This window comes from Streptomyces sp. NPDC050423 (assembly GCF_040655445.1).
Taxonomy (GTDB): Bacteria; Actinomycetota; Actinomycetes; order Streptomycetales; family Streptomycetaceae; genus Streptomyces.
This window is the reverse complement of record NZ_JBFAJY010000001.1, coordinates 259,256-279,239: the sequence shown is the minus strand read 5'-3', so window position 1 is coordinate 279,239 and position 19,984 is coordinate 259,256. Positions and strand designations below refer to the sequence as shown.

Sequence of the window (19,984 nt, the reverse complement as noted above, 5' to 3'; positions counted from 1 at the left end):
GTGCTCTTCCGGGTCGACCCCACCTCCACCGTGCCGCTCGGTGACCAGATCGCGGCCTGCGTACGCCGTGCTGTCGCGGACGGGGCGGTGGAGCCGGGCGAGCGGCTGCCCGCCGCCCGGGTCCTCGCCGAATCGCTGGGCGTCAATGTGCACACGGCGCTGCGCGGCTACCAGCGGCTGCGCGAGGAAGGGCTGATCGAACTGCGCCGGGGGCGCGGTGCGATGGTCGCCGCGGGCGCCTCACCGCACCGCGCCAGGCTGCTGGAGCGGGTACGCGAGATGGTCGGCGACGCCCGTGAACTCGGGATGACGGAGGACGAGTTGCTGGCTCTCGTTCGTACGGAACTGAACAGCTGACAGGGCTGAGTAAACGCGAGAAGGACTGAGCAACCCGAGAAGGACTGAGTAGAGGCGAGTAACGCTGACCGGACGCGCGAAGGGCTGACCAAAGCGCGAGTACGGCTGACCGGACGCGCGAAGGGCTGACCGGACGTGCGAAGGGCCACCTCGTCCTGCGAGGTGGCCCCGGTCGGCAGGGAGGTCAGGAACCGCTGCGGGCGAGCGCGGCCGCGAAGCCGTTCTGCCAGAGCGAGTTCACCCGGCTGCGCTCGTTGGCGTCCGGATACGGGTTGGTGCACGACGGGCCGGGGCCGCCGCCCGACATCAGCTCGCTGCACGGTCCCGAGTAGTGGTCCGGCAGACCGAGCACGTGCCCGGTCTCGTGGGTCGTGACACGGGTCGAGTCGTACTGCTGGTTCTGCGCGTAGTCGAGGAAGATGTAGCCGTTGCCGTGCATGTCGGTGCTGGCGTACGAGCCGCTCGGGTCGTTGCCCTCGTAGTAGGTGAAGTCCGCGTTGGACCCCTCCTGCAGCCGGACGTTGGAGACCGAGCTGTTCCAGATCTGCGCGCTGTTGGATATCTGCGTGCGGAAGCTGGGGGCGTTGGTGGTGCTGTAGACGATGGTGACCGACTTGATGCCCGGGTGCGCGGCACGCTTCTCGGCCACCGACTTGGTGACCGCGTCGAAGAACGCCTGGTTGGCGGCGGCGCTCTCGTGCGATCCGGAGTGGGCGGCGTAAGCGACGTGGGGGGCCGGGGCGGAAGAGGCAGGTGCCGGGGCGGCGGTGGCGAGCGCGGGTGCGGTTCCCAGCGCGGCGGCGAGGCCGAAGCCGAGGCCGACCACGGCCGACATGACGGTCCTGGGGTGTCTCATGGGGGGTCTCCTACCAGTTACCTGTCCGAGGAACCCGTCCGATGATCGGACTCGGACGGGGGCGGTACGGAGAGAGTGTCGGTGAAGCGGAGCCCCGGCGGATGATGCCAACCGGCGATAGCACTGCCCTATCACCCCGCTGTCGCTCAGGGGCGGGTACGGGACGAGACGTGAGGGCACAAGCGGTGGCCGGCATTCCGACGAACGCTGAATTGCAGGCGTTTGATGGGGTTGGGGCGTCTGGTGCGGCACGGTCCGCCGCCCTACTCTCAGCGGTATGGAGCTTGAGGTGAGGCACCTGAGGGCGCTGTGCGCCATCGCCGACACCGGCAGCCTGCACCGGGCGGCCCGCAGGCTGGGCGTGAGTCAGCCCTCGCTCACCACGCAGCTGCGCCGCATCGAGAACTCCCTGGGCGCCGAGCTGTTCAGCCGGGGGCGCACCGGCTGCCGCCCCACCCTCGTCGGTCACGCCGTACTGAGCCGGGCCCGCCCGCTCGTGGACGGTATGCGGGCCCTCGTCACCGACGCGAAGGCGGAGGCGGAGGCGTCCCGGGCCGGCGGCCCCCGGCTGCGGATCGGCTGCACCGCCAGCCGGGTCATAGGCGGCTGGCTGCGCAGGCTGCGCATCCGGCTGCCCGGCACGGACATCTCGCTGCGGGTCGACGTGTCGGCCCACGCGCTGCTGCGCGCGGTCGAGGCGGGCCGGCTCGACGTCGCCTTCGTGCACGAGGTGGAGGGCTGTCCGCTGTACGTGCCGGACGGCCTGGTGCAGCGGGTGCTCCTGGACCGCGAACCGCAGTTCGTCTCGATGGCCCGCGACCACCCGGCCGCCGCCCTGCCCGTCGTCGACCTGAGCGACCTGGCCGCCGACCGGTGGATGGTCGACCCCACGGTGGACGGCGAATGGGACGGCCTGCGCCGCGTGTTCGGCGCGGCCGGTGTCGCGCCGACCGTGCTGCACGGCGACTATCTCACCGCCGCCTCCCTCGTCGTCCTGGGTGAGGCGGTCGCCCCCTGCCAGCCGACCTCGGGCCCGCGCGACGACATGGCGATCCGCCCGCTGCGCGACGACCCGCTCGCCGTACGTCTGCTGCTGGTCTCCCGTCCGGGCGCCGACATGGTGGCGGTGTACGGGGCGCTGGAGGACGCGTACCGGGAGGCGGCCCGGCAGGCAGACGGCTACCACCAGTGGCTGCTGCGCAACCGGAGTCCGCTCGCCCGTTCCTCCTGAGCGCGGACCGGGCCGGGCTCGATTCTGCCCGGAACGACGGCAGTCCGGCCCGGGACGTGGCCGGTTCGCCCCGGAACGAGGCCGGTTCAGCTCACAGCGAGGCGGGTTCAGCCCAGAGCGAGGCGGGTTCAGCCCGGAGCGAGGTCGGTTCCGGTTCGGGGCGCGGGGAGGCAGAGTCGACGTCATGAGGCTTCTGATGCTGGGTGGTACCGAATTCGTCGGCCGGGCGGTCACCGAGGACGCCCTGGCGCGCGGCTGGGAGGTCACGGTGTTCCACCGCGGCCACCACGCTCCGCCGCCCGGCGCGGCCGAACTGCTGGGCGACCGCACCGCCGAGGGCGGTCTGGCCGCCCTGGAAGCCGCCGGGGAGCCGGGGGACGGCACGTACACCTGGGACCTGGTCGTCGACACCTGGAGCGGCGCCCCCTCGGCCGTACGGGACGCGGCCCGGCTGCTGTCGGGCCGCGCCCGGCGGTACGCGTACGTCTCCAGCCGTTCCGTCTACGCGTACCCGGCCCCGGCCGGTCTGTCCGAGGACGGCCCGCTGGTGGACGGTGCCTCGCCGGACGCCGGTGGCGACGTCTCGTACGCCCTGGCCAAACGCGGTGGTGAGCTGGCCGCGCTGGAGGCCTTCGGTGACCGGGCGCTGCTCGTCCGCGCGGGACTGATCATCGGACCCTGGGAGAACATCGGCCGGCTGCCCTGGTGGCTGACGCGGATCGCCCGCGGCGGGCCCGTGCTGGCCCCCGGGACACCCGGTCTGCCCCTTCAGTACATCGATGCCCGCGACCTCGCCGGATGGCTGCTCGACGCCGCCGGGAGCGGACTGCACGGACCGTACAACCTGGTCAGCCGACCGGGGCACGCCACGATGGGGGAACTGCTCGACGCCTGCGTGCGTGCCACCGGTTCCGATGCCGAGCTGCGCTGGACCGACACCGGGACGATTCTCGCGGCGGGTGTGGAGCCCTGGACCGATCTGCCGGTCTGGCTGCCGCCGGGGGAGCTGTACGACAGCCTGCACCAGGGCGATGTGAGCCGGGCGTACGCCACGGGGCTGCGCTGCCGCCCGGTCCGGGAGACGGTCGCCGACACCTGGGCGTGGCTGTGCGAACTGGGCGGCGGCGCACCGCAGCGGCCCGACCGGCCCGCGGTCGGCCTCGATCCGCAGACCGAGGCGAAGCTGCTGGCGGGCTGACGGGGGCCGCTGTACGAGCATTCCCCGGCCCGCCACCCGATACGCACTGCCTTCCAGGGACTGGCTCGAACGGCCGACCGGTCGGCGGAAGCGGGCCGTCCGCCCGGCGTGGCACAACTGATGAGTACTCAATAAACCTGCATATTGCGCTGTATGGGAACAAAAGCGCGTAGAAGCGGTAAATATCACCGCGTGGCGGTGACGGTGGCCGCAGCGGCGGCCATGGTGGGGGCCATCGCGCCCGCCGCGGCCGCCGACCCGCTGCCCGGCGGTCTCGGTCCGTGCCTCGGGGACGACTGCCCTGCGGTCTGGCAGGACCCGAACAACATGCCCGTCACCCATCACGACAGCAACATCAACATCTATGTCGGTGGCGACTACCTGGTCAGGGAGGCCGCCGCGGAGGCGGAGGGGAAGATCGTCACCCTCGGCCGGTTCGACATGAGCAAGCGGGCGGGCGCCTCGCGGATCTACAACGTCGGCGTTGCCGGAGTGGGGTCACGGGTGCCGCCCCCCGACGGCTCCGACTACCTGACGGTGGGCGGCGATCTGAGCATCGCCGCCGGGGAGCGGCTGCTCGCCGAGGAAGGGCTCAACCACGGCGTGGTGCGCCACGCCCGGAGCCTCACCGGGACCGTGATCCCGTCCGCGGTCCACGAGGCCGGTGCGACCGCCCCGTACACCGCCCTGCGCGACCAGCTGACGGCGGCCAGCCACTGCTACGCGTACGACGACGAGGACCACCGCCGCCCGGCGACCGGCACGGTGGAGAGGGACGGCTCCGAGACCTTCTTCACCGGCGACGGCACCTCCGCCCTCCAGGTCTTCGCGCTGGACGCCGATCTGGCCACGGACGCGGGAGGCCAGCAGGGCATCGTCTTCCGCGGTGTCCCGGACGGTGCGACCGTGCTGGTCAACGTCTACGGAAGCACCCGCGACATCAATACGTACATGGGCTCGCTGCCCCAGTCCGGGCTCCGCGAGCGGCTGATGTGGAACTTCCCGGACGCCACCGCGATCGGGCTGAAGGGCACCGGCCAGTTCCAGGGCAGTGTGCTCATCGGGCAGCGGTCCAGCGTGGCGAACCTGACGATGAGCGGCACCAACGGCCGTTTCTACACCGCCGGTTCGCTGACCCACTCGTCGGAGGGCGAATCGGGCGGCCAGGAGATGCACGCCTACCCGTTCGACGGCCGTCTGCCGGGCTGCGGCGAGGAGCCGTCCCCGACCCCGACGCCCACGGACTCACCCACCCCGACTCCCACGGACACCGCCACTCCCACTCCCACCCCGACGGACACGCCGGGACCGTCACCGTCGGAGACGACCCCCGGCCCCGAGCCCACCCCCACCCACTCCCGGCCGCACCGGCCCCACCCGGGAGGCGAGCTCCCGAACACGGGTTCGCGCGGCGGTGAATGGGTGATCGGCGGGATCGCGGCAGCGCTCCTGGTCGCCGGATCGGCGGCCACGCTGATGGCCCGGAGGACGCGTCGGCGCGGCTAGTTTTGGCTCATGGCCGAACTGCTGCACCTCACCGAAGGCCCGCTGTGGGAGGCGGCCCGCGGGATCGGGACATACGAGATGTCCACCCGCGGCCGCACCCTGCACGAAGAGGGCTTCATCCACTGCTCGCTGTCCCACCAGCTCCCCGGTGTGGCCGAGATGCTGTACGGCGCCGGGAGCCGGGCCGGAGCCGGTGACCAGGACCTGGTGGTGCTCGTCATCGACACCGAGCGGCTCCCCGCGCCCGTGCGGTACGAGTCGGTCACACCCGGCGGCGAGGAATTCCCGCACATCTACGGACCGGTTCCGGTCGAAGCGGTCGTGGAGGTGCGCCCCTGGCAGCACAAGGAAGGCGACTCCGTATGACCCCCTCGGACGACACGCACGGACCCGAAGACCTCACGAGCGGCCCCCTCACCGCGGTCACCGGCGCGAGCGGCGCGCTCGGCGGCCGCGTCGCGAAGCGGCTGACCCGGGCCGGTGTTCCCGTCCGGCTGCTGGGCCGCGACCCGTCCCGGCTGCCCGAACTGCCCGGCGCCGACACCGCGCCCGCCGCGCCCTACGGCGACGGGGAGGCGATGCGCCGTGCGCTGGCCGGGGCGCACACCCTGTTCCTCGTCTCGGCGCACGAGAGCCCGGACCGGGTGCGTGAGCACATGACCGCGGTGGACGCGGCGACGGCGGCGGGCGTCGAACGGATCGTGTACGTCTCCTTCCTCGGCGCGGCACCCGACGCGACGTTCACCTTCGCCCGGGACCACTGGGAGACCGAGGCGCACATCCGCGTCTCCGGCGTCCGCCACACCTTCCTGCGCGACAGCTGGTACCTCGCCGGCATCCCGGCGATGACCGGCACCGATGGCGTGCTGCGCGGCCCGGCCGGGGACGGCCGGGTGGCGGCGGTGGCCCACGAGGACATCGCCGACGCCGCGACCGCGGTCCTGCTGCCCGCCGGCGGCCCCGAGGGCGACACCGCGCACGACGGCCAGACGTACGACCTGACCGGCCCCGAGGCGTTCACCCTCGCCGAAGCGGCCGGCGAACTGAGCCGGGCCACCGGGCGGACCATCACCTACGTGCCGGAGACGCGGGAGGAGGCCTACGCCTCAAGGTCCCGGTACGGCGCGCAGGACTGGGAGGTGGCCGGCTGGGTGACGTCGTACGAGGCCATCGCGGCGGGCGAGATGGCCGCCGTCTCGGACGCCGTGCCGCGGCTCACCGGCCGGCCCGCCAAGGACCTGGCCACCTACCTCATGGAGCACCCGGACAGCTACCGGCACCTCCTCGGAAGCTGATGCGTACGGAAACCCCCTGGGGCCCCTGGGACCCCATGTCCCTCGCCGAAGCCGTCCGCCTGCTCGCCCCGCTGCGCAGCCCGTGGTGGATCGCGGGCGGGTACGCGGTCGAACTGGCCGTCGGCCGCGCCTACCGCGAGCACGGTGACATCGATGTGCTCCTGCTGCGCCGCGACCAGCTCGCCGTCCAGCGGATGCTGCCGGGCTGGGAGTGGTGGGCCGCCGATCCGCCCGGCACGCTGCGGCCCTGGAACCCCGGCGAGATCCTGCCGGCGCAGGTCCACGACATCTGGTGCCGGCCGGGCCCGGCCGAGCCGTGGCGCGTCCAGTTCATGCTCGACGACGTGGCGGGCGACGACTGGGTGTTCCGGCGCGACCCCAGGATCAGGCTCGCGCTGGACCGGCTGGGCACGGTCTCCGCGGACGGCGTCCCCCATCTCGTGCCGCAGGTGCAGCTGCTGTACAAGTCCCGGTCCCGACGCCCCAAGGACGAGCAGGACTTCGGGGCCGTACTGCCCGTCCTCGGCGACGACCAGCGCGCCTGGCTGACCGAGACGATCACCCTGGCCGAGGGCGCGGACCACCCCTGGGCGGCCCGGCTGCGGACGGGCTGAGCTCAGCTCACGTACGTACCCGCCCTCGCGGCCGCCGCGGCGGCGTCGGCCGCGCGGTCGGCGGCCGCCGTGTCGAGCGGGTCGCCGCTGGCCAGCAGGCGGTAGTAGAGCGGCGCCGACACGGCACGGATCACCTCGTCCGGATCCGTGCCCGCGGGGAGCTCCCCGCGCTCGACGGCCTCGGTGACGCAGCCGGACCACTCCTTGATCCGGATCGCGTAGAAGCGGTGCAGGGCCCGAGCCGTGCGCTCGTCGCAGGCCGCCGCCGCGATCACGGAGCGGAACAGGGCGCCCTGGCGCGGGTCGGTGAGGGTCTTGAGCACGAGCCGGGCGTTGGCCCTGAGGTCCTCGGCCAGTGAGCCGGCCGCCGTGCGCGGGGACGACTGCTCGGCCATGTCGTCGAGCAGATCCGCGATCAGCCCGGTCGGGCTGGACCAGCGGCGGTAGACGGTCGTCTTGCCGACCTCCGCGCGGCGCGCGACATCGGCGAGATCGAGGCGGTCGAAGCCGTGCTCGGCCAGCGCGTCGCCTGCCGCGCGCAGGACGGCCTCCCGGACGCGGGCGGTGCGGCCGCCGGGCCGGACCGTTCCGGGTTCCACACCCTCAGCACCCTCAGACGTCATAACGGGTCTCCAGTTCCATTACTGCGCTCTCCTCTGCTACCGTCGCTCCATCTTAACGGAACTACAGAACCGTTAAAGCCTCCGTCCGAGGAAGGGCGACCATGTCCGCACCCAACCAGACCCCGTCACGCGCCACCGGAAGCGACCCGGCCGCCGGAAGCGACGGCCCGGCCACCCGCCGTGCCCCGGCCATCCGCAGTGCCCAGGTCACCACCGCTCCGCCGGTGACCGCACCCCGTATGACCGGCCGGCAGAAGGTCGTCCTCGCGCTCCTCCTCGGCGCCCAGTTCATGATCGCGGTGGACTTCTCGATCCTGAACGTCGCGCTGCCAGTCGTCGGCGAGGGGCTCGGCTTCGCCCTCCCGGACCTCCAGTGGATCGCCACCGCGTTCGCCCTGGCGGCGGCCGGGTTCACGCTCCTCTTCGGCCGCGTCGCGGACCTCGTGGGGCGCAAGCGCGTCTTCGTGGGCGGCATGGTCGTCCTCGGCCTCTCCTCGGCGCTGGGCGGCCTGGCGACCTCCCCCGAGGTGCTGCTCACCGCCCGCGTCCTCCAGGGCCTCGCCACCGCGGCCGTCACCCCGGCCGGACTCGCCCTGCTGACCACGGCGTTCAAGGAGGGCCCGCTGCGCGAACGCGCCCTGGGCCTCAACGGGGCCCTGATGTCCGCCGGGTTCACGGCGGGCGCGATCCTCGGCGGGATGCTCACCGATCTGCTCTCCTGGCGCTGGGCCTTCTTCGTCAACGTGCCCGTCGCCGCCCTCGTCGTCGCCCTGGCCCCGTCCGTCATCACCGACTCACGCCCGGCCGTACGGCCCCGGCTCGACGTGCCCGGAGCCGCGACCGTCACCGGTGGACTGCTGCTCCTGGTCTACGGACTCACGCAGGCCGGCGCGAGCGGCTGGACCACGCCCACCACCCTGGCCGCACTGCTCGCCGGTGCCGCGCTGCTCATCGGCTTCTGGTTCGTCGAGAAGCGGACCGCCGCGCCGCTCGTCCCCGTACACATCCTCAAGCGCCGCAGCGTCATCTGGGGCAACGCCACCGGCCTGATCGCCTTCGTCACCGAGACCTCGCTGGTCTTCCTGCTGACGCTCTACCTCCAGGAAGTGCTCGGCTACTCGCCCCTCGCCACCGGCCTCGCGTTCGGCGTCCTCGGCATCGGCACGGTCATCGGCGGCACCCTCGGAGGCCGTACGGTCGGCCGCTTCGGCAACCGGACGGCCATCGTCGCCGGCGGCATCGTCCAGGCCGCCGCCACCCTCTCCCTGGTCGCGCTCGGCACCTCCGGGGCGTGGATCTGGCTGCTGCTGGCGGCCACGTTCATCGGTGGCATCGGCAACATGCTGATGATCGTCGGCTTCATGGTCACCGCGACCTCCGGACTCCCCGACGAGGAACAGGGCCTGGCCACCGGCCTCGCCACCATGACGCAGCAGGTCGGCATCACGCTGGGCATCCCGGTGATGAGCGCCGTCGTCACCGCCCGGATGTCCGGCCTGGGCGCCAACGGCCCGCAGGCCGTGCTGTCGGGCGTCTCGCTCGCGATCCTGGTCAACTCCGCACTGGTCCTGGCCGGGACCCTGCTGGCGGGTGCCTTCCTGGGGCCCCGGCGCAAGGGGGCGGCGCGTGAGGCGTGAGGTGCAGCGTGCGCCGGGGCGGGGCACCGGTCCGGCGCACGCCGGAGGACGGCTCAGGCGTGCGTGTCGGTCGGGTACGTGGCCTCGTACGCCGCCCGGAAGAGGGCGGTGACGTCCTGGCCGCTGAGACCTTCGGCGTGCGCCTGGCGCATCCACTCCGACAGCGCGTTGCGCAAGGGGGACTCGGGTCCTGCCAGCGGCTGAACGAGGGAGCGGGTGATGAAGGTGCCGGCTCCCTGGCGGACCTCGGCCAGGCCCGCGCGCTCCAGCTCGCGGTAGGCCTTGAGCGTCGTGTTCGGGTTGACCTTGGTCGTCGCGGCGACCTGCGCGGCCGTGGGCAGCCGGTCGCCCTCCTCCAGCGCGCCCATCCGCAGCGCCTGTTCGACCTGGTGGACGATCTGAAGATACGTCGCGACTCCGCTGCGCCGGTCGATGCGGAAAACGACCACGGACTTCATCCCTTCCGCTCGATGCCGACACTTTACGTAGGACGGGGCCCCGTTCCCTAAAGGGGGCGCCGGGAGACCCGCCACAGGGTGAACGCCGTCAGCAGGGCCGTACCGGCGAGCAGGATGCCCGCGCCGGTCCACTGCATGGCCGCCATCTGGTCGTAGCCGAGGTACTCCATCACGTTGTTGACGATGCCCTTCTCCTTGAGGCACGCGGCCGTGGCCTTCTCGGTGGCCTCTGCGCAGGAGCCCCAGCCGTAGAGGTGTCCGTCGGCGCTGCCGACCCAGCGGTCCAGCTCGTACGACTCGGAGAGCCGGGCCGGGATGTCCTGGTCGAGGGGGTAGGAGACCATTCGGGACGCGGCCAGGTGCTCGCGGAGCTCGCCCCAGGCGACCTGTACGACGACGGAGAAGACGAAGGTCACCACCATGGAGGCCAGCAGGCGGCGCACCAGGACGCCGATGGTGATGCCCGCGGCGGTGAGGAAGACACAGAGCGCCGGCAGCATGGGGCCGGTGTTGTCGAAGACGCTGCCTTCCAGCCAGGGCGCATCGAACACCGAGCGGTAGGGCTTCCACCAGATGGTGAAGCACAGTGAGAGCACCGCCCCGGCCAGCAGAGCGACCGAGAGGCCCCAGGCGCACTTCGCGGCGAGCCAGCGCCCGCGCGTCACGGACTGGGTGGTGGCCAGCTGGGCGGTGCCGTTCTCCTGGTCGGCAGCGATCAGCGGGGCGCCCAGGAAGACGGCGAGGACGACCGGAATCGCGTTCAGCAGGGTGGAGAGATAGTCGTACTGCCGCCCCAGGGGCTGTTGTGGTGCTTCCTTCTCCGGCCAGCCCACCGCGTCGAGCGTCCGGGCCAGGTCGGCGCGCTGGTACAGGATCCAGGCGGAGGCGAGCACCACCAGGGCGAGGACGCCGAGCAGCGTGGCGCGGTGCTGGCGCACGAAGAGCCAGTTCAGCCCGCGCAGTATCCGGGGCCTGGACGATCGTCCGGTGCGGGGTTCGGTCAGCGTGGTGCTCATGCGGTCCTGGTCCCTTCGGCCTCTGTACGGGCGCCGGGTGTGTACAGCGCGGGTGCGTCCGGCGAGCGGAGATGGGCGAGCAGCACTTCTTCCAGGCTGGGTTCGGTGACCTGCCAGTCACCGCCCAGCGGGCCGTTCGGCCGCACCATCGCGTGGAACTGACGGCCCTGGATCCGGGCCTCGATCAGCGTGTGCGGAGCGAGCGCCGCGGGCAGTGCCCCCTCCTCGGTCACACCCGTGACCAGGGTGTGGGCCGGAACGAGCGCGTCGGCGTCACCTGCCATCCTGATCCGCCCTTCGGCGACGACCAGGAGGTAGTCGCACATGTCCTCCAGCTCGGTGAGCATGTGTGAGGACATCACCACGGTGGTGCCGCGCTCGACGGCCTCCGCCATCAGCAGCGTGCTCATCTCGTGGCGGGCCAGCGGGTCGAGATCCGACATCGGCTCGTCGAGCAGCAGCAGATCGGGCCGCTTGCCGAAGGCGAGCGCGAAGGCCACGCGGGTGCGCTGACCGCCGGAGAGCGTGCCGACCCGGGCGTGCATGGGCACGTTGCCCGAGCGGACGATCCGCTCGGCGGCCGCCATGTCCCAGCCGGGGTTGAGCTCGCTGCCCATGCGCAGCGTCTCCGCCACGGTGAACCGCTTGAACAGGGGCTTGTCCTGTCCGAGGAAGGCGAACCTGGGCATCACCGCGGGGTCGTTCACGGGTACGCCGAAGACGTGGAGTTCCCCCTCGGTCGGCTCCACCTGCCTGGTGGCCATGCCGAGCAGGGTGCTCTTGCCCGCACCGTTGGGTCCGACGAGACCGCAGATCCTTCCGGCCGGCAGCCGGAAGGAGCAGTCCCGCAGGGCCCAGCCGCGCCGGTACCGCTTGCTCAGGCCGCGGGCTTCCAGCGCCCACGCGCCCGAAGTCCCGCTCGGGGTGCTCGTGTGTGCCACGCGCCTCGCCTCGATTCCATTAGTCAACTAATGGAATCATGGTATCCTGGTCGAGTGAGTGTCAAGCGGAGCGGCCTGAACGGCCTGTGAGCGAACGACAGAGAGGCCCGACCGCTCGAAGCGGTCGGGCCTCTCTGGTTCCTGCTCTGACCTGCTGTCCAGCCCGGGGCTGAACGGCGGGCCGATCAAGCCTTCTTGGTCTCCCAGAAGATCTTGTCGATCTCGGCGATCAGGTCGAGCGCCTTCTGGCCCGTCGCCGGGTCCGTGGAGCCCTTCGCGGCCGACAGCGCCTTGAGGGCGTCGTTGACCAGCTGGTGCAGCTCCGGGTACTTCTCGAAGTGCGGGGGCTTGAAGTAATCGCTCCACAGCACCGAGACGTGGTGCTTGGCGAGCTCGGCGCGCTGCTCCTTGATGACCACCGCGCGGGCCCGGAAGTGCGGGTCCTCGTTGGCCTGGTACTTCTCCTGGACGGCCTTGACGGACTCCGCCTCGATGCGGGCCTGGGCCGGGTCGTATACGCCGCAGGGGAGGTCGCAGTGGGCGCTGACCTTCACCTTGGGGGCAAACAGGCGGGAAAGCATGGGGCTGTCCTTCCTCGTGATCGTCTTCTCAGGTGGGACATTACTCCGTGAGAGGCGCGAAATAGTGGGTGCCCCCATGGGCTTAGGCCAAAAGTCCGGGGTGAGGATGGGCCCAGTGGCCGAATGTACGGAACGCTGCTGTGGACGGTGTACTGGACGGACGGGGAGGTGCCGGAGAGATGCGGGAGGTGCCGGAGATGCCGGAGCTGACCGATGAACAGCCCGGACGCGGGCTGGCGGCGCGGGTGCCGTTCCAGGTGGTGGAGGTGACGGGGCCCTCGATGGTGCCCACGCTCCACCACGGGGACTGGCTGCTCGTGCAGTACGGGGCGCCGGTGCGCGCCGGTGACGTGGTGATTCTGAGACATCCGTTCCAGCAGGATCTGCTGGTGGTCAAACGGGCCGTGGAGCGGCGGACCGGCGGCTGGTGGGTGCTCGGTGACAACCGGTTCGCGGGCGGCGACAGCACGGACTACGGGACCGTGCCCGAGGAGCTCGTGCTGGCCAGGGTCCGGGCGCGCTACCGGCCGCTGACGAAGGATCAGCGTTCGCTGCGAGGCGTGGCGGGCTGGGCGGTCTCCGCGCTGCGGCCGGTCTCGGCGGCGCGCTCGGTCTCCAGGCGCTTGCGGGCCCGGTAGGCGGCGACGTTGGCGCGGGTCGCGCAGCGGTCCGAGCAGTAGCGGCGGGAACGGTTGGTCGAGGTGTCGAGGTAGGCGTTGCGGCACGGCGCCGCCTCGCACAGGCCGAGCCGGTCCACGCCGTACGAGGTGAGGTGGAAGGCGAGGCCCATCGCCGCGGTCGCGGCGTAGCCCGCCGTGGCGTTGGACGGGTGGTCGGCCAGGTGCATGTGCCAGTCCGGCTTTCCGTCCGCGTCCCGGATGTCGTGGCCGGAGATCTGCGGGCTGACCGGGAACTCCAGCAGCAGCGAGTTGAGCAGGTCCACGGCCAGCGTCTCGTCCCCGCCGTCGGCCGCCTCGAAGACCGAGCGCAGCCGGGCCCGGACGGACCGGAAGCGGGTCACGTCGGCATCGGTCGCCCGGCGGGCGGCCTGCCCGTTGACGCCGAAGAGCTCGCGCACCGCGTCGACCGAGGTGAGGGCGTCCTTGTTGCGGGCCGGCTCCTCGGTGTTGACCAGGCGCACGGCGTAGTCCGAGTAATAGGCCAGTTCCACTTGTAGTCCTTACGGCGTCGGTCTAAAGTCGGTGCGACGATGATGTAATGGGCTTCCCTGGGTCCAGGGTATTACATAGGAGGCTTTCGAGTGACGGACGCAGCACGGGGTACCGACTGGCGGGCCTGGCAGGAGAGCTGGGACTGGCAGCAGGAGTGGTACATGCCCGACCGCGAGGAACGCTTCCGCGTGATGCTCGACATGGTCGAGGCCCTGGTGGGCCCCGAACCGCGGGTGCTCGACCTCGCGTGCGGTACGGGAAGTATTACGGACCGGCTGCTCCGGCGGTTCCCGAAGGCCACCAGCACCGGGGTCGACCTCGATCCCGCACTGCTCGCCATCGCCCGCGGCTCCTTCGCGGATGACGCGCGCGTCACCTTCGTGACCGCGGACCTCAAGGACCCCCGGTGGGCGGAGCGGCTGCCCCACGACTCGTACGACGCGGTCCTCACCGCCACGGCCCTGCACTGGCTGCACAGCGAGCCGCTCGCCGTTCTCTACGGGCAGCTCGGCGGCCTCGTCCGCGACGGCGGGGTCTTCATGAACGCCGACCACATGACCGACCCGGACACTCCCCGGATCAACGCGGCCGAACGCGCCCATCGGCACGCCGTCATGGACGGGGCCAAGGCCGACGGCGCCCTGGACTGGGCGGACTGGTGGGCGCTGGCCGCGAAGGACCCGGTACTCGCCGGGCCGACCGCCGAGCGGTTCAGGATCTACGGCGAGCACGCCGACGGCGACACGCCGTCCGTCCGGTGGCACGCGGACACCCTGCGCGCGGCCGGCTTCGGTGAGGCGCGCGCCGTGTGGGCCTCGCCCTCGGACAGCCTGGTGCTCGCGGTGAAGTAACGGCGGACGCGGCGGGAGGGCGGTACCGGCTCACCGAGCCGGTACCGCCCTCCCGCGGACACGGCCTACAGGACCTTGGAAAGGAACGACTTCGTCCGGTCGTGCTGCGGGTTGGTCAGCACGTCACGCGGGTGGCCCGACTCGACCACCACGCCGTCGTCCATGAAGACCAGCGCGTCCCCGACCTCACGGGCGAAGCCCATCTCGTGGGTCACGACGATCATCGTCATGCCGTCCTCGGCGAGACCGCGCATGACGTCCAGGACGTCGCCCACCAGCTCCGGGTCGAGCGCCGATGTGGGCTCGTCGAAGAGCATCAGCTTCGGCTCCATGGCCAGTGCGCGGGCGATGGCCACCCGCTGCTGCTGTCCGCCGGAGAGCTGCGAGGGGTAGCTGTCCGCCTTGTCGGACAGGCCGACCCGGTCCAGCAACCGGCTCGCCCGTGCGCGGGCGACGGTCTTGGACTCGCGCTTGACCTGGACCGGAGCCTCCATGACGTTCTCGATCGCCGTCATGTGGGGGAACAGGTTGAAGCGCTGGAAGACCATGCCGATGTCCCGGCGCTTCAGGGCGACTTCGCTGTCCTTGAGCTCGTAGAGCTTGTCGCCCTTCTGGCGGTAGCCCACCAGCTCGCCGTCGACGGACAGCCGGCCGGCGCTGATTTGCTCCAGGTGGTTGATGCACCGCAGGAAGGTCGACTTGCCGGAACCGGACGGGCCGATCAGACAGAAGACCTCACGCGGGGCGACCTCCAGGTCGATGCCCTTGAGGATGTGCGCGGCGCCGAAGGACTTGTGGACGCCCTCGGCCTTCACCATGGCGGTCATGCCATGCCTCCCTTCGGGCGGCCGAGTGACAGCAGGTTGGTCCGGATCTTCTGCAGCGGGGTGGGCGGCAGGCTGCGGCTGGAGCCCCGCGCGTAGTACCGCTCCAGGTAGTACTGCCCGACGCTCAGCACCGAGGTCATGATCAGGTACCAGGCCGCGGCGAGGAAGTACATCTCCACCGGGGCGCCGGACGCCTGCCCGATGTCCTGGGCGTACTTGAAGAGTTCGTAGAACTGCACCGCGGCCACCAGCGAGGTCGTCTTGAGCATGTTGATGACCTCGTTGCCCGTCGGCGGCACGATCACCCGCATGGCCTGCGGGATCACGACGCGTCGCAGGGTCTTGCCGTGGCTCATGCCCAGCGCGTGGGACGCCTCCGTCTGGCCCTCGTCGACCGAGAGCAGACCGGCCCGGCAGATCTCCGCCATGTACGCGGCCTCGTTGAGGCCGAGCCCGAGCAACGCCGTCAGCAGCGGCGTCATGAAGCTCGACCAGTAGTCCTTGTAGATCGGACCGAGGTTGATGTACTGGAAGACCAGGCCCAGGTTGAACCAGACGAACAGCTGGACCAGGACCGGCGTACCGCGGAAGAACCAGATGTAGGACCACGCGATCGACGAGGTCACCGGGTTCTTCGACAGGCGCATGACGGCCAGCAGGATGCCGCCGACCACGCCGATCACCATCGACAGGGAAGTCAGCAGCAGGGTCTGGCCGACCCCTTTGACGATGCGGTCGTCGAAGAAGTAGTCCGGGACCGCACCCCAGTTGATCCTGCCCTGGCTGAAGGCGTAGATGATCGCGACGAGTGCGGCGATGGCGACGACCGCCGAGACGTACCGGCCGTAGTGCCGGACCGGGATGGCCTTGATCGCCTCGGGTCCGGCCGCCGGGACGGGCGGTGCGGGCGGCTGGTCGGCCGGGCCCGGCTTGTCGGTGTCAATCACGGCTGATGCCTCTCAGTGCCGGGGTCCGGTCACGATCCGCCGTTCAGCTTGGCCTCGGTGACCGCTCCGGCCTCCACGCCCCACTTGGCGATGATCTTCTCGTACTCGCCGCTCTTGATGATCGCGTCCATGGCCGCCTTGACGGCCTTGGTGAGCTGGTCGTTGCCCTTGGCGACGGCGATGCCGTACGGGGCCGCCTCGACCTGGTCGCCGACGATCTGGAAGTCCTTGCCGCCGCCCGAGGTCTTCACCGCGTACGCGGCCACCGGGAAGTCGGAGGAGCCGGCGTCGGCCCCGCCGGAGCGCAGCCGGGTCTGTGCCTCCAGGTCGTTGTCGTACGGCTCGATGGCGATCTTCTTGCCGCCGGCGCACTTCTTGGACTCGGCCTTGGCCAGGTCGTGCGAGACCGTGTTGCGCTGGAGGGCGATCTTCTTGCCGCAGAGGTCGGACCAGGTCTTGATCCCCTGGTCGTCCCCCTTCTTGGTGTAGATCGAGACACCGGCGGTGAAGTAGTCGATGAAGTCGACGCCCTCGCCGACCTTCTTCTTGGTCTCGGGGTCGATGCCCTCCTGGCGGTCCTTCGTGTCGGTCATCGCCGACATGGCCAGGTCGTAGCGCTTGGAGCGCAGCCCCGTGACCAGCGTGTCGAAGGTGCCGTTCTCGAACTGGAACTCCACGCCCAGCACCTTGCCCAGCGCGGCGGCGAGGTCCGGGTCGATGCCGACCGTCTTGCCGGACTTGTCCTTGAACTCGACCGGCGGGTACGCGATGTCCGAGCCGACCTTGATGATGCCCTTGGACTTGATCTCCGCGGGGAGGAGATCGGCGGGGGAGTTGCCGGCCGTGGTCTTCGCCGTGTCCGAGCCGCTCTTGGTCTGGTCGCCACAGGCGGTCAGCAGCATGGTGCCGGCGACCGCGATGGCGCAGACCGCTGCAATCCGGGACTTCGCGGTCGTACGACGGTTCGTGCGTGCGGTCATGATCGGGTTCCTCCGGCAGATGAGGGTGGTGTTGCCAGGCGGTTTGGCACACGACGTCGGGTGTCGCCGCCATGTGCGATTACGGCATCTTGCCATTCGGACCAGCGCATTCAGGGGGCCGGTCATGTCAAAATCGGGTAACGGGCGATCCCCGATCCTCATGTGGCCGGTACACCGGGGCCGGACCATCTATGGGGTTTCTTTCCCACGACCGCAGAATCTGCGGCGCGTCTCGACCGGTGGACACCCATCTGCGCGTGGCTGACTTGTCCAGATATTCGGCTATGAGTCACGTCACCGAGTGGGTATGGACTCGTCCATGACCCGGTCCGTCCGGTATGAAAGACGTTTACACCCCTCATCCGGGGCTCAGGGCGCGTGTGCGGCGCGCCCGCGCGTACGTACCTCACCCCCTGCCGGGGCGGGCCAACCGCCCGGCGCAGGGCATGTACGCGGTGCCCGCCCACCCCTCCTCAACCAGGAGTGGCCACCCTCAAACGATGAAGACTTAAGGGGTCAACACCATGGCAGCGGAGATCGTCAATCCTCGCAGCGACAGCAGCACAGACAGCACGGGCAGCACGACGGACGAGCCGTTCGATCCGGCCTTCGCGCTCCACCGCGGCGGGAAGATGGCCGTGCAGGCCACCGTCCCGATCCGGGACAGGGACGACCTGTCCCTCGCGTACACGCCCGGGGTGGCGAAGGTGTGCAGCGCGATCGCCGAGAATCCGGAACTCGTCCACGACTACACCTGGAAGTCGCAGGTCGTCGCCGTCGTGACGGACGGCACCGCGGTGCTGGGGCTCGGCGACATCGGACCCGAGGCCTCCCTCCCCGTGATGGAGGGCAAGGCGATCCTGTTCAAGCAGTTCGGCGGCGTCGACGCGGTGCCGATCGCATTGGCGACCACCGACGCGGACGAGATCGTGGAAACCGTCGTCAGGCTCGCACCGTCCTTCGGCGGCGTGAACCTGGAGGACATCTCGGCCCCGCGCTGCTTCGAGATCGAGCGCAAGCTCCAGGAGCGGCTCGACATCCCGGTCTTCCACGACGACCAGCACGGCACCGCCGTGGTCACCCTCGCGGCTCTGCGCAACGCCGCGAAGCTGTCCGGGCGCAGCCTCGGCGAGCTGCGCGCCGTCATCTCGGGCGCCGGCGCGGCCGGGGTGGCCATCGCCAAGTTCCTGCTGGCGGCGGGGCTGGGCGATGTCGCGGTCGCCGACCGCAAGGGCATCGTCAGCCGGGACCGCGAGGACCTGACGGACGTCAAGCGGGAGCTGGCCGAGCTCACGAACAAGGCGGGCATCTCCGGGCCGCTGGACACCGCGCTGGCCGGCGCCGACGTCTTCATCGGCGTCTCGGGCGGTACGGTCCCGGAGCCGGCCGTCGCCTCGATGGCGCCCGGTGCGTTCGTCTTCGCCATGGCGAACCCGAACCCCGAGGTGCACCCCGACGTCGCGCACAAGTACGCGGCCGTCGTGGCGACCGGGCGGTCGGACTACCCGAACCAGATCAACAACGTGCTGGCGTTCCCCGGAATCTTCGCGGGCGCGCTCCAGGTGCGGGCGTCCCGGATCACCGAGGGCATGAAGCTCGCCGCGGCGAACGCGCTGGCGGACGTGGTGGGCGACGAGCTGGCCGCGGACTACGTGATCCCGTCGCCGTTCGACGAGCGGGTGGCCCCGGCGGTCACCGCGGCCGTCGCGGCGGCGGCGCGGGCGGAGGGCGTGGCCCGGCGCTGAGTGCGGTGAGGCGGGGGTTCGGGGCGGCGTCTCTTCGGGGGCGCCGCCCCGAACCCCCGCTCCTCGATCGCCGGAGGGGCTGGATTTCGCGCGGTGCGCGTCACACGCGTGGCCGGTTACGCCGGACCGCCGCCCCGCCTATCGTCGGCCCCATGTTCGCCGCCTACGCATCCCGCCTCGACCGCGACCACCCCCTCAACGGCCTTGAGCTGGGCGAACGCCCGGCTCCCGGCACACGTCCCGGATGGACCACCGTCAACGTCCGGGCCGCCTCCCTCAACCACCACGACCTCTGGTCGCTCCGCGGTGTCGGCCTCGCCGAGGACAAGCTGCCGATGATCCTCGGCTGCGACGCCGCCGGGACCGACCAGGACGGCAACGAGGTCGTCCTGCACTCCGTCATCGGCCAGACCGGACACGGGGTCGGCCCGGACGAGCCCCGCTCCATCCTCACCGAGCGCCATCAGGGCACCTTCGCCGAACAGGTCACCGTCCCCAGCTGGAACGTACTGCCCAAACCGAAGGAGCTCACCTTCGAGCAGGCGGCCTGCCTGCCCACCGCCTGGCTGACCGCCTACCGCATGCTCTTCACCAACGCCGGGGTGCGGCCCGGCGACTCCGTGCTCGTCCAGGGCGCCGGCGGCGGGGTCGCGACCGCCGCGATCGTCCTCGGCCGGGCCGCCGGACTGCGGGTCTACGCCACCAGCCGGGATGAGGCGAGGCGCGAGCGGGCCGTCGGACTCGGAGCCGTCGAGGCGTACGAGCCCGGCGCACGGCTGCCCCACCGGGTCGACGCCGTCATCGAGACGGTCGGCGCCGCCACCTGGTCGCACTCCGTCAAGTCCCTGCGCCCCGGCGGCACGCTGGTCATCTCGGGTGCCACGAGCGGGGACCGCCCCTCGCACGCCGAGCTGACCCGGATCTTCTTCCTGGAGCTGAGGATCATCGGCTCCACCATGGGGTCCAAGGACGAGCTGGAGGATCTGCTGGCGTTCTGCGCGACCACCGGGGTGCGCCCCGTCATCGACGAGGTGCTGCCGCTGGACCGGGCTCGTGAGGGCTTCGAACGGCTGGCTTCGGGCGACCAGTTCGGGAAGATCGTGCTGACTGTCAACCAGGGTTGACGCTTGATGGGTGTCAACGTAAGTT

At 71.0% G+C, this 19,984-nt stretch carries 22 protein-coding genes; 12 read left to right on the top strand and 10 right to left on the bottom strand.

Annotated elements, in window-relative coordinates; all coding sequences use genetic code 11:
• Positions 1 to 357, top strand: coding sequence for a GntR family transcriptional regulator (locus tag AB0I52_RS01125; RefSeq protein WP_363067829.1), 357 nt, complete (start codon positions 1 to 3; stop codon positions 355 to 357).
• 184 nt (positions 358 to 541) lie between these two features.
• Here AB0I52_RS01125 and snpA read toward each other — a convergent pair whose 3' ends face one another.
• Positions 542 to 1,213, bottom strand: coding sequence for a snapalysin (snpA, locus tag AB0I52_RS01120; protein WP_363067686.1), 672 nt, complete (start codon positions 1,211 to 1,213; stop codon positions 542 to 544).
• Positions 1,214 to 1,490: 277 nt separating this feature from the next.
• On the opposite strand from snpA, the gene AB0I52_RS01115 reads away from it, so the two are divergent.
• The 6 genes from AB0I52_RS01115 (at position 1,491) to AB0I52_RS01090 (ending at position 7,057) form a co-directional block, all read left to right on the top strand.
• Entirely contained in the window at positions 1,491 to 2,444 is a 954-nt protein-coding gene (locus AB0I52_RS01115) for a LysR family transcriptional regulator (RefSeq protein WP_363067684.1), read from the top strand.
• Between the two features lie 196 nt (positions 2,445 to 2,640).
• The gene (locus AB0I52_RS01110; RefSeq protein WP_363067827.1) at positions 2,641 to 3,642 is read left to right on the top strand and encodes an NAD-dependent epimerase/dehydratase family protein; all 1,002 of its coding nucleotides are present in this window, start codon (positions 2,641 to 2,643) and stop codon (positions 3,640 to 3,642) included.
• 192 nt (positions 3,643 to 3,834) lie between these two features.
• The gene (locus AB0I52_RS01105; RefSeq protein WP_363067682.1) at positions 3,835 to 5,148 is read left to right on the top strand and encodes a choice-of-anchor A family protein; all 1,314 of its coding nucleotides are present in this window, start codon (positions 3,835 to 3,837) and stop codon (positions 5,146 to 5,148) included.
• A 9-nt stretch (positions 5,149 to 5,157) separates the two neighbouring features.
• A complete protein-coding gene (locus AB0I52_RS01100; protein WP_363067680.1) occupies positions 5,158 to 5,514 on the top strand; it encodes a DUF952 domain-containing protein in 357 nt (118 codons plus the stop codon).
• Entirely contained in the window at positions 5,511 to 6,443 is a 933-nt protein-coding gene (locus AB0I52_RS01095) for an SDR family oxidoreductase (protein WP_363067678.1), read from the top strand. The genes AB0I52_RS01100 and AB0I52_RS01095 overlap by 4 nt, the downstream gene beginning before the upstream one ends.
• Positions 6,443 to 7,057 carry an amino acid transporter gene (locus AB0I52_RS01090; RefSeq protein ID WP_363067676.1) on the top strand — a complete coding sequence of 205 codons (615 nt, stop codon included), beginning with the start codon at positions 6,443 to 6,445 and terminating at the stop codon, positions 7,055 to 7,057. Before AB0I52_RS01095 ends, AB0I52_RS01090 begins: the two co-directional genes overlap by 1 nt.
• Positions 7,058 to 7,059: 2 nt before the next feature.
• Here AB0I52_RS01090 and AB0I52_RS01085 read toward each other — a convergent pair whose 3' ends face one another.
• On the bottom strand, positions 7,060 to 7,680 hold the full coding sequence (locus AB0I52_RS01085; protein ID WP_363067674.1) for a TetR/AcrR family transcriptional regulator: 621 nt from the start codon (positions 7,678 to 7,680) through the stop codon (positions 7,060 to 7,062).
• Positions 7,681 to 7,919: 239 nt separating this feature from the next.
• Between AB0I52_RS01085 and AB0I52_RS01080 the strand changes: the two genes are divergently transcribed.
• The gene (locus AB0I52_RS01080) at positions 7,920 to 9,317 is read left to right on the top strand and encodes an MFS transporter (RefSeq protein ID WP_363067825.1); all 1,398 of its coding nucleotides are present in this window, start codon (positions 7,920 to 7,922) and stop codon (positions 9,315 to 9,317) included.
• A 53-nt stretch (positions 9,318 to 9,370) separates the two neighbouring features.
• On the opposite strand, the gene AB0I52_RS01075 is transcribed toward AB0I52_RS01080, so the two are convergent.
• The 4 genes from AB0I52_RS01075 to sodN all read right to left on the bottom strand — a co-directional run bounded on the left by AB0I52_RS01075 (position 9,371) and on the right by sodN (position 12,313).
• A complete protein-coding gene (locus tag AB0I52_RS01075) occupies positions 9,371 to 9,775 on the bottom strand; it encodes a GntR family transcriptional regulator (RefSeq protein ID WP_363067672.1) in 405 nt (134 codons plus the stop codon).
• Positions 9,776 to 9,822: 47 nt separating this feature from the next.
• On the bottom strand, positions 9,823 to 10,791 hold the full coding sequence (locus AB0I52_RS01070) for an ABC transporter permease (protein ID WP_363067671.1): 969 nt from the start codon (positions 10,789 to 10,791) through the stop codon (positions 9,823 to 9,825).
• Positions 10,788 to 11,732: an ABC transporter ATP-binding protein gene (locus tag AB0I52_RS01065; RefSeq protein ID WP_363067669.1), complete on the bottom strand. Its 945-nt coding sequence runs from the start codon at positions 11,730 to 11,732 to the stop codon at positions 10,788 to 10,790. The genes AB0I52_RS01070 and AB0I52_RS01065 overlap by 4 nt, the downstream gene beginning before the upstream one ends.
• 185 nt (positions 11,733 to 11,917) lie before the next feature.
• Positions 11,918 to 12,313: a superoxide dismutase, Ni gene (gene sodN, locus AB0I52_RS01060; RefSeq protein ID WP_219567071.1), complete on the bottom strand. Its 396-nt coding sequence runs from the start codon at positions 12,311 to 12,313 to the stop codon at positions 11,918 to 11,920.
• A 197-nt stretch (positions 12,314 to 12,510) separates the two neighbouring features.
• Here sodN and sodX point away from each other — a divergent pair, with 197 nt between their 5' ends.
• Positions 12,511 to 12,951 (top strand): nickel-type superoxide dismutase maturation protease, encoded by a 441-nt coding sequence (sodX, locus tag AB0I52_RS01055; RefSeq protein WP_363067823.1) that lies wholly within the window; start codon positions 12,511 to 12,513, stop codon positions 12,949 to 12,951.
• Here the strand turns inward: sodX and AB0I52_RS01050 are convergent.
• Complete coding sequence (locus AB0I52_RS01050; RefSeq protein ID WP_123461604.1) at positions 12,855 to 13,484, bottom strand: CGNR zinc finger domain-containing protein; 630 nt, start codon at positions 13,482 to 13,484, stop codon at positions 12,855 to 12,857. The genes sodX and AB0I52_RS01050 overlap by 97 nt on opposite strands.
• A gap of 162 nt (positions 13,485 to 13,646) precedes the next feature.
• Here AB0I52_RS01050 and AB0I52_RS01045 point away from each other — a divergent pair, with 162 nt between their 5' ends.
• Positions 13,647 to 14,336 carry a class I SAM-dependent methyltransferase gene (locus tag AB0I52_RS01045; protein ID WP_363067821.1) on the top strand — a complete coding sequence of 230 codons (690 nt, stop codon included), beginning with the start codon at positions 13,647 to 13,649 and terminating at the stop codon, positions 14,334 to 14,336.
• A gap of 65 nt (positions 14,337 to 14,401) precedes the next feature.
• Here the strand turns inward: AB0I52_RS01045 and AB0I52_RS01040 are convergent, their stop codons facing one another.
• The 3 genes from AB0I52_RS01040 to AB0I52_RS01030 are packed head-to-tail and all read right to left on the bottom strand — an operon-like array spanning position 14,402 to position 17,090.
• Positions 14,402 to 15,154, bottom strand: a complete 753-nt coding sequence (locus tag AB0I52_RS01040) for an amino acid ABC transporter ATP-binding protein (RefSeq protein WP_363067819.1) — start codon at positions 15,152 to 15,154, stop codon at positions 14,402 to 14,404.
• Between the two features lie 5 nt (positions 15,155 to 15,159).
• Positions 15,160 to 16,110: an amino acid ABC transporter permease gene (locus AB0I52_RS01035; RefSeq protein ID WP_363067667.1), complete on the bottom strand. Its 951-nt coding sequence runs from the start codon at positions 16,108 to 16,110 to the stop codon at positions 15,160 to 15,162.
• A 29-nt stretch (positions 16,111 to 16,139) separates the two neighbouring features.
• Positions 16,140 to 17,090: an ABC transporter substrate-binding protein gene (locus AB0I52_RS01030; protein WP_363067665.1), complete on the bottom strand. Its 951-nt coding sequence runs from the start codon at positions 17,088 to 17,090 to the stop codon at positions 16,140 to 16,142.
• A gap of 524 nt (positions 17,091 to 17,614) precedes the next feature.
• Here AB0I52_RS01030 and AB0I52_RS01025 point away from each other — a divergent pair.
• Together AB0I52_RS01025 and AB0I52_RS01020 are read left to right on the top strand one after the other, a co-directional pair.
• On the top strand, positions 17,615 to 18,835 hold the full coding sequence (locus tag AB0I52_RS01025; protein ID WP_363067663.1) for an NADP-dependent malic enzyme: 1,221 nt from the start codon (positions 17,615 to 17,617) through the stop codon (positions 18,833 to 18,835).
• 152 nt (positions 18,836 to 18,987) lie between these two features.
• Positions 18,988 to 19,959, top strand: a complete 972-nt coding sequence (locus AB0I52_RS01020) for a zinc-binding dehydrogenase (RefSeq protein WP_363067661.1) — start codon at positions 18,988 to 18,990, stop codon at positions 19,957 to 19,959.
• The last annotated feature ends 25 nt before the right edge of the window (positions 19,960 to 19,984 follow it).

Excerpts from the sequence above, each read along its gene's own strand:
- AB0I52_RS01085 (WP_363067674.1), bottom strand. The coding sequence starts at position 7,680 with ATGACGTCTGAGGGTGCTGAGGGTGTGGAACCCGGAACGGTCCGGCCC.
- sodX (WP_363067823.1), top strand. The coding sequence starts at position 12,511 with ATGCCGGAGCTGACCGATGAACAGCCCGGACGCGGGCTGGCGGCGCGG.
- AB0I52_RS01070 (WP_363067671.1), bottom strand. The coding sequence starts at position 10,791 with ATGAGCACCACGCTGACCGAACCCCGCACCGGACGATCGTCCAGGCCC.
- AB0I52_RS01100 (WP_363067680.1), top strand. The coding sequence starts at position 5,158 with ATGGCCGAACTGCTGCACCTCACCGAAGGCCCGCTGTGGGAGGCGGCC.
- AB0I52_RS01040 (WP_363067819.1), bottom strand. The coding sequence starts at position 15,154 with ATGGTGAAGGCCGAGGGCGTCCACAAGTCCTTCGGCGCCGCGCACATC.
- AB0I52_RS01110 (WP_363067827.1), top strand. The coding sequence starts at position 2,641 with ATGCTGGGTGGTACCGAATTCGTCGGCCGGGCGGTCACCGAGGACGCC.
- AB0I52_RS01020 (WP_363067661.1), top strand. The coding sequence starts at position 18,988 with ATGTTCGCCGCCTACGCATCCCGCCTCGACCGCGACCACCCCCTCAAC.
- AB0I52_RS01045 (WP_363067821.1), top strand. The coding sequence starts at position 13,647 with ATGCCCGACCGCGAGGAACGCTTCCGCGTGATGCTCGACATGGTCGAG.
- sodN (WP_219567071.1), bottom strand. The coding sequence starts at position 12,313 with ATGCTTTCCCGCCTGTTTGCCCCCAAGGTGAAGGTCAGCGCCCACTGC.
- AB0I52_RS01025 (WP_363067663.1), top strand. The coding sequence starts at position 17,615 with ATGGCAGCGGAGATCGTCAATCCTCGCAGCGACAGCAGCACAGACAGC.
- AB0I52_RS01095 (WP_363067678.1), top strand. The coding sequence starts at position 5,511 with ATGACCCCCTCGGACGACACGCACGGACCCGAAGACCTCACGAGCGGC.
- snpA (WP_363067686.1), bottom strand. The coding sequence starts at position 1,213 with ATGAGACACCCCAGGACCGTCATGTCGGCCGTGGTCGGCCTCGGCTTC.
- AB0I52_RS01080 (WP_363067825.1), top strand. The coding sequence starts at position 7,920 with ATGACCGGCCGGCAGAAGGTCGTCCTCGCGCTCCTCCTCGGCGCCCAG.
- AB0I52_RS01030 (WP_363067665.1), bottom strand. The coding sequence starts at position 17,090 with ATGACCGCACGCACGAACCGTCGTACGACCGCGAAGTCCCGGATTGCA.
- AB0I52_RS01090 (WP_363067676.1), top strand. The coding sequence starts at position 6,443 with ATGCGTACGGAAACCCCCTGGGGCCCCTGGGACCCCATGTCCCTCGCC.
- AB0I52_RS01075 (WP_363067672.1), bottom strand. The coding sequence starts at position 9,775 with ATGAAGTCCGTGGTCGTTTTCCGCATCGACCGGCGCAGCGGAGTCGCG.
- AB0I52_RS01115 (WP_363067684.1), top strand. The coding sequence starts at position 1,491 with ATGGAGCTTGAGGTGAGGCACCTGAGGGCGCTGTGCGCCATCGCCGAC.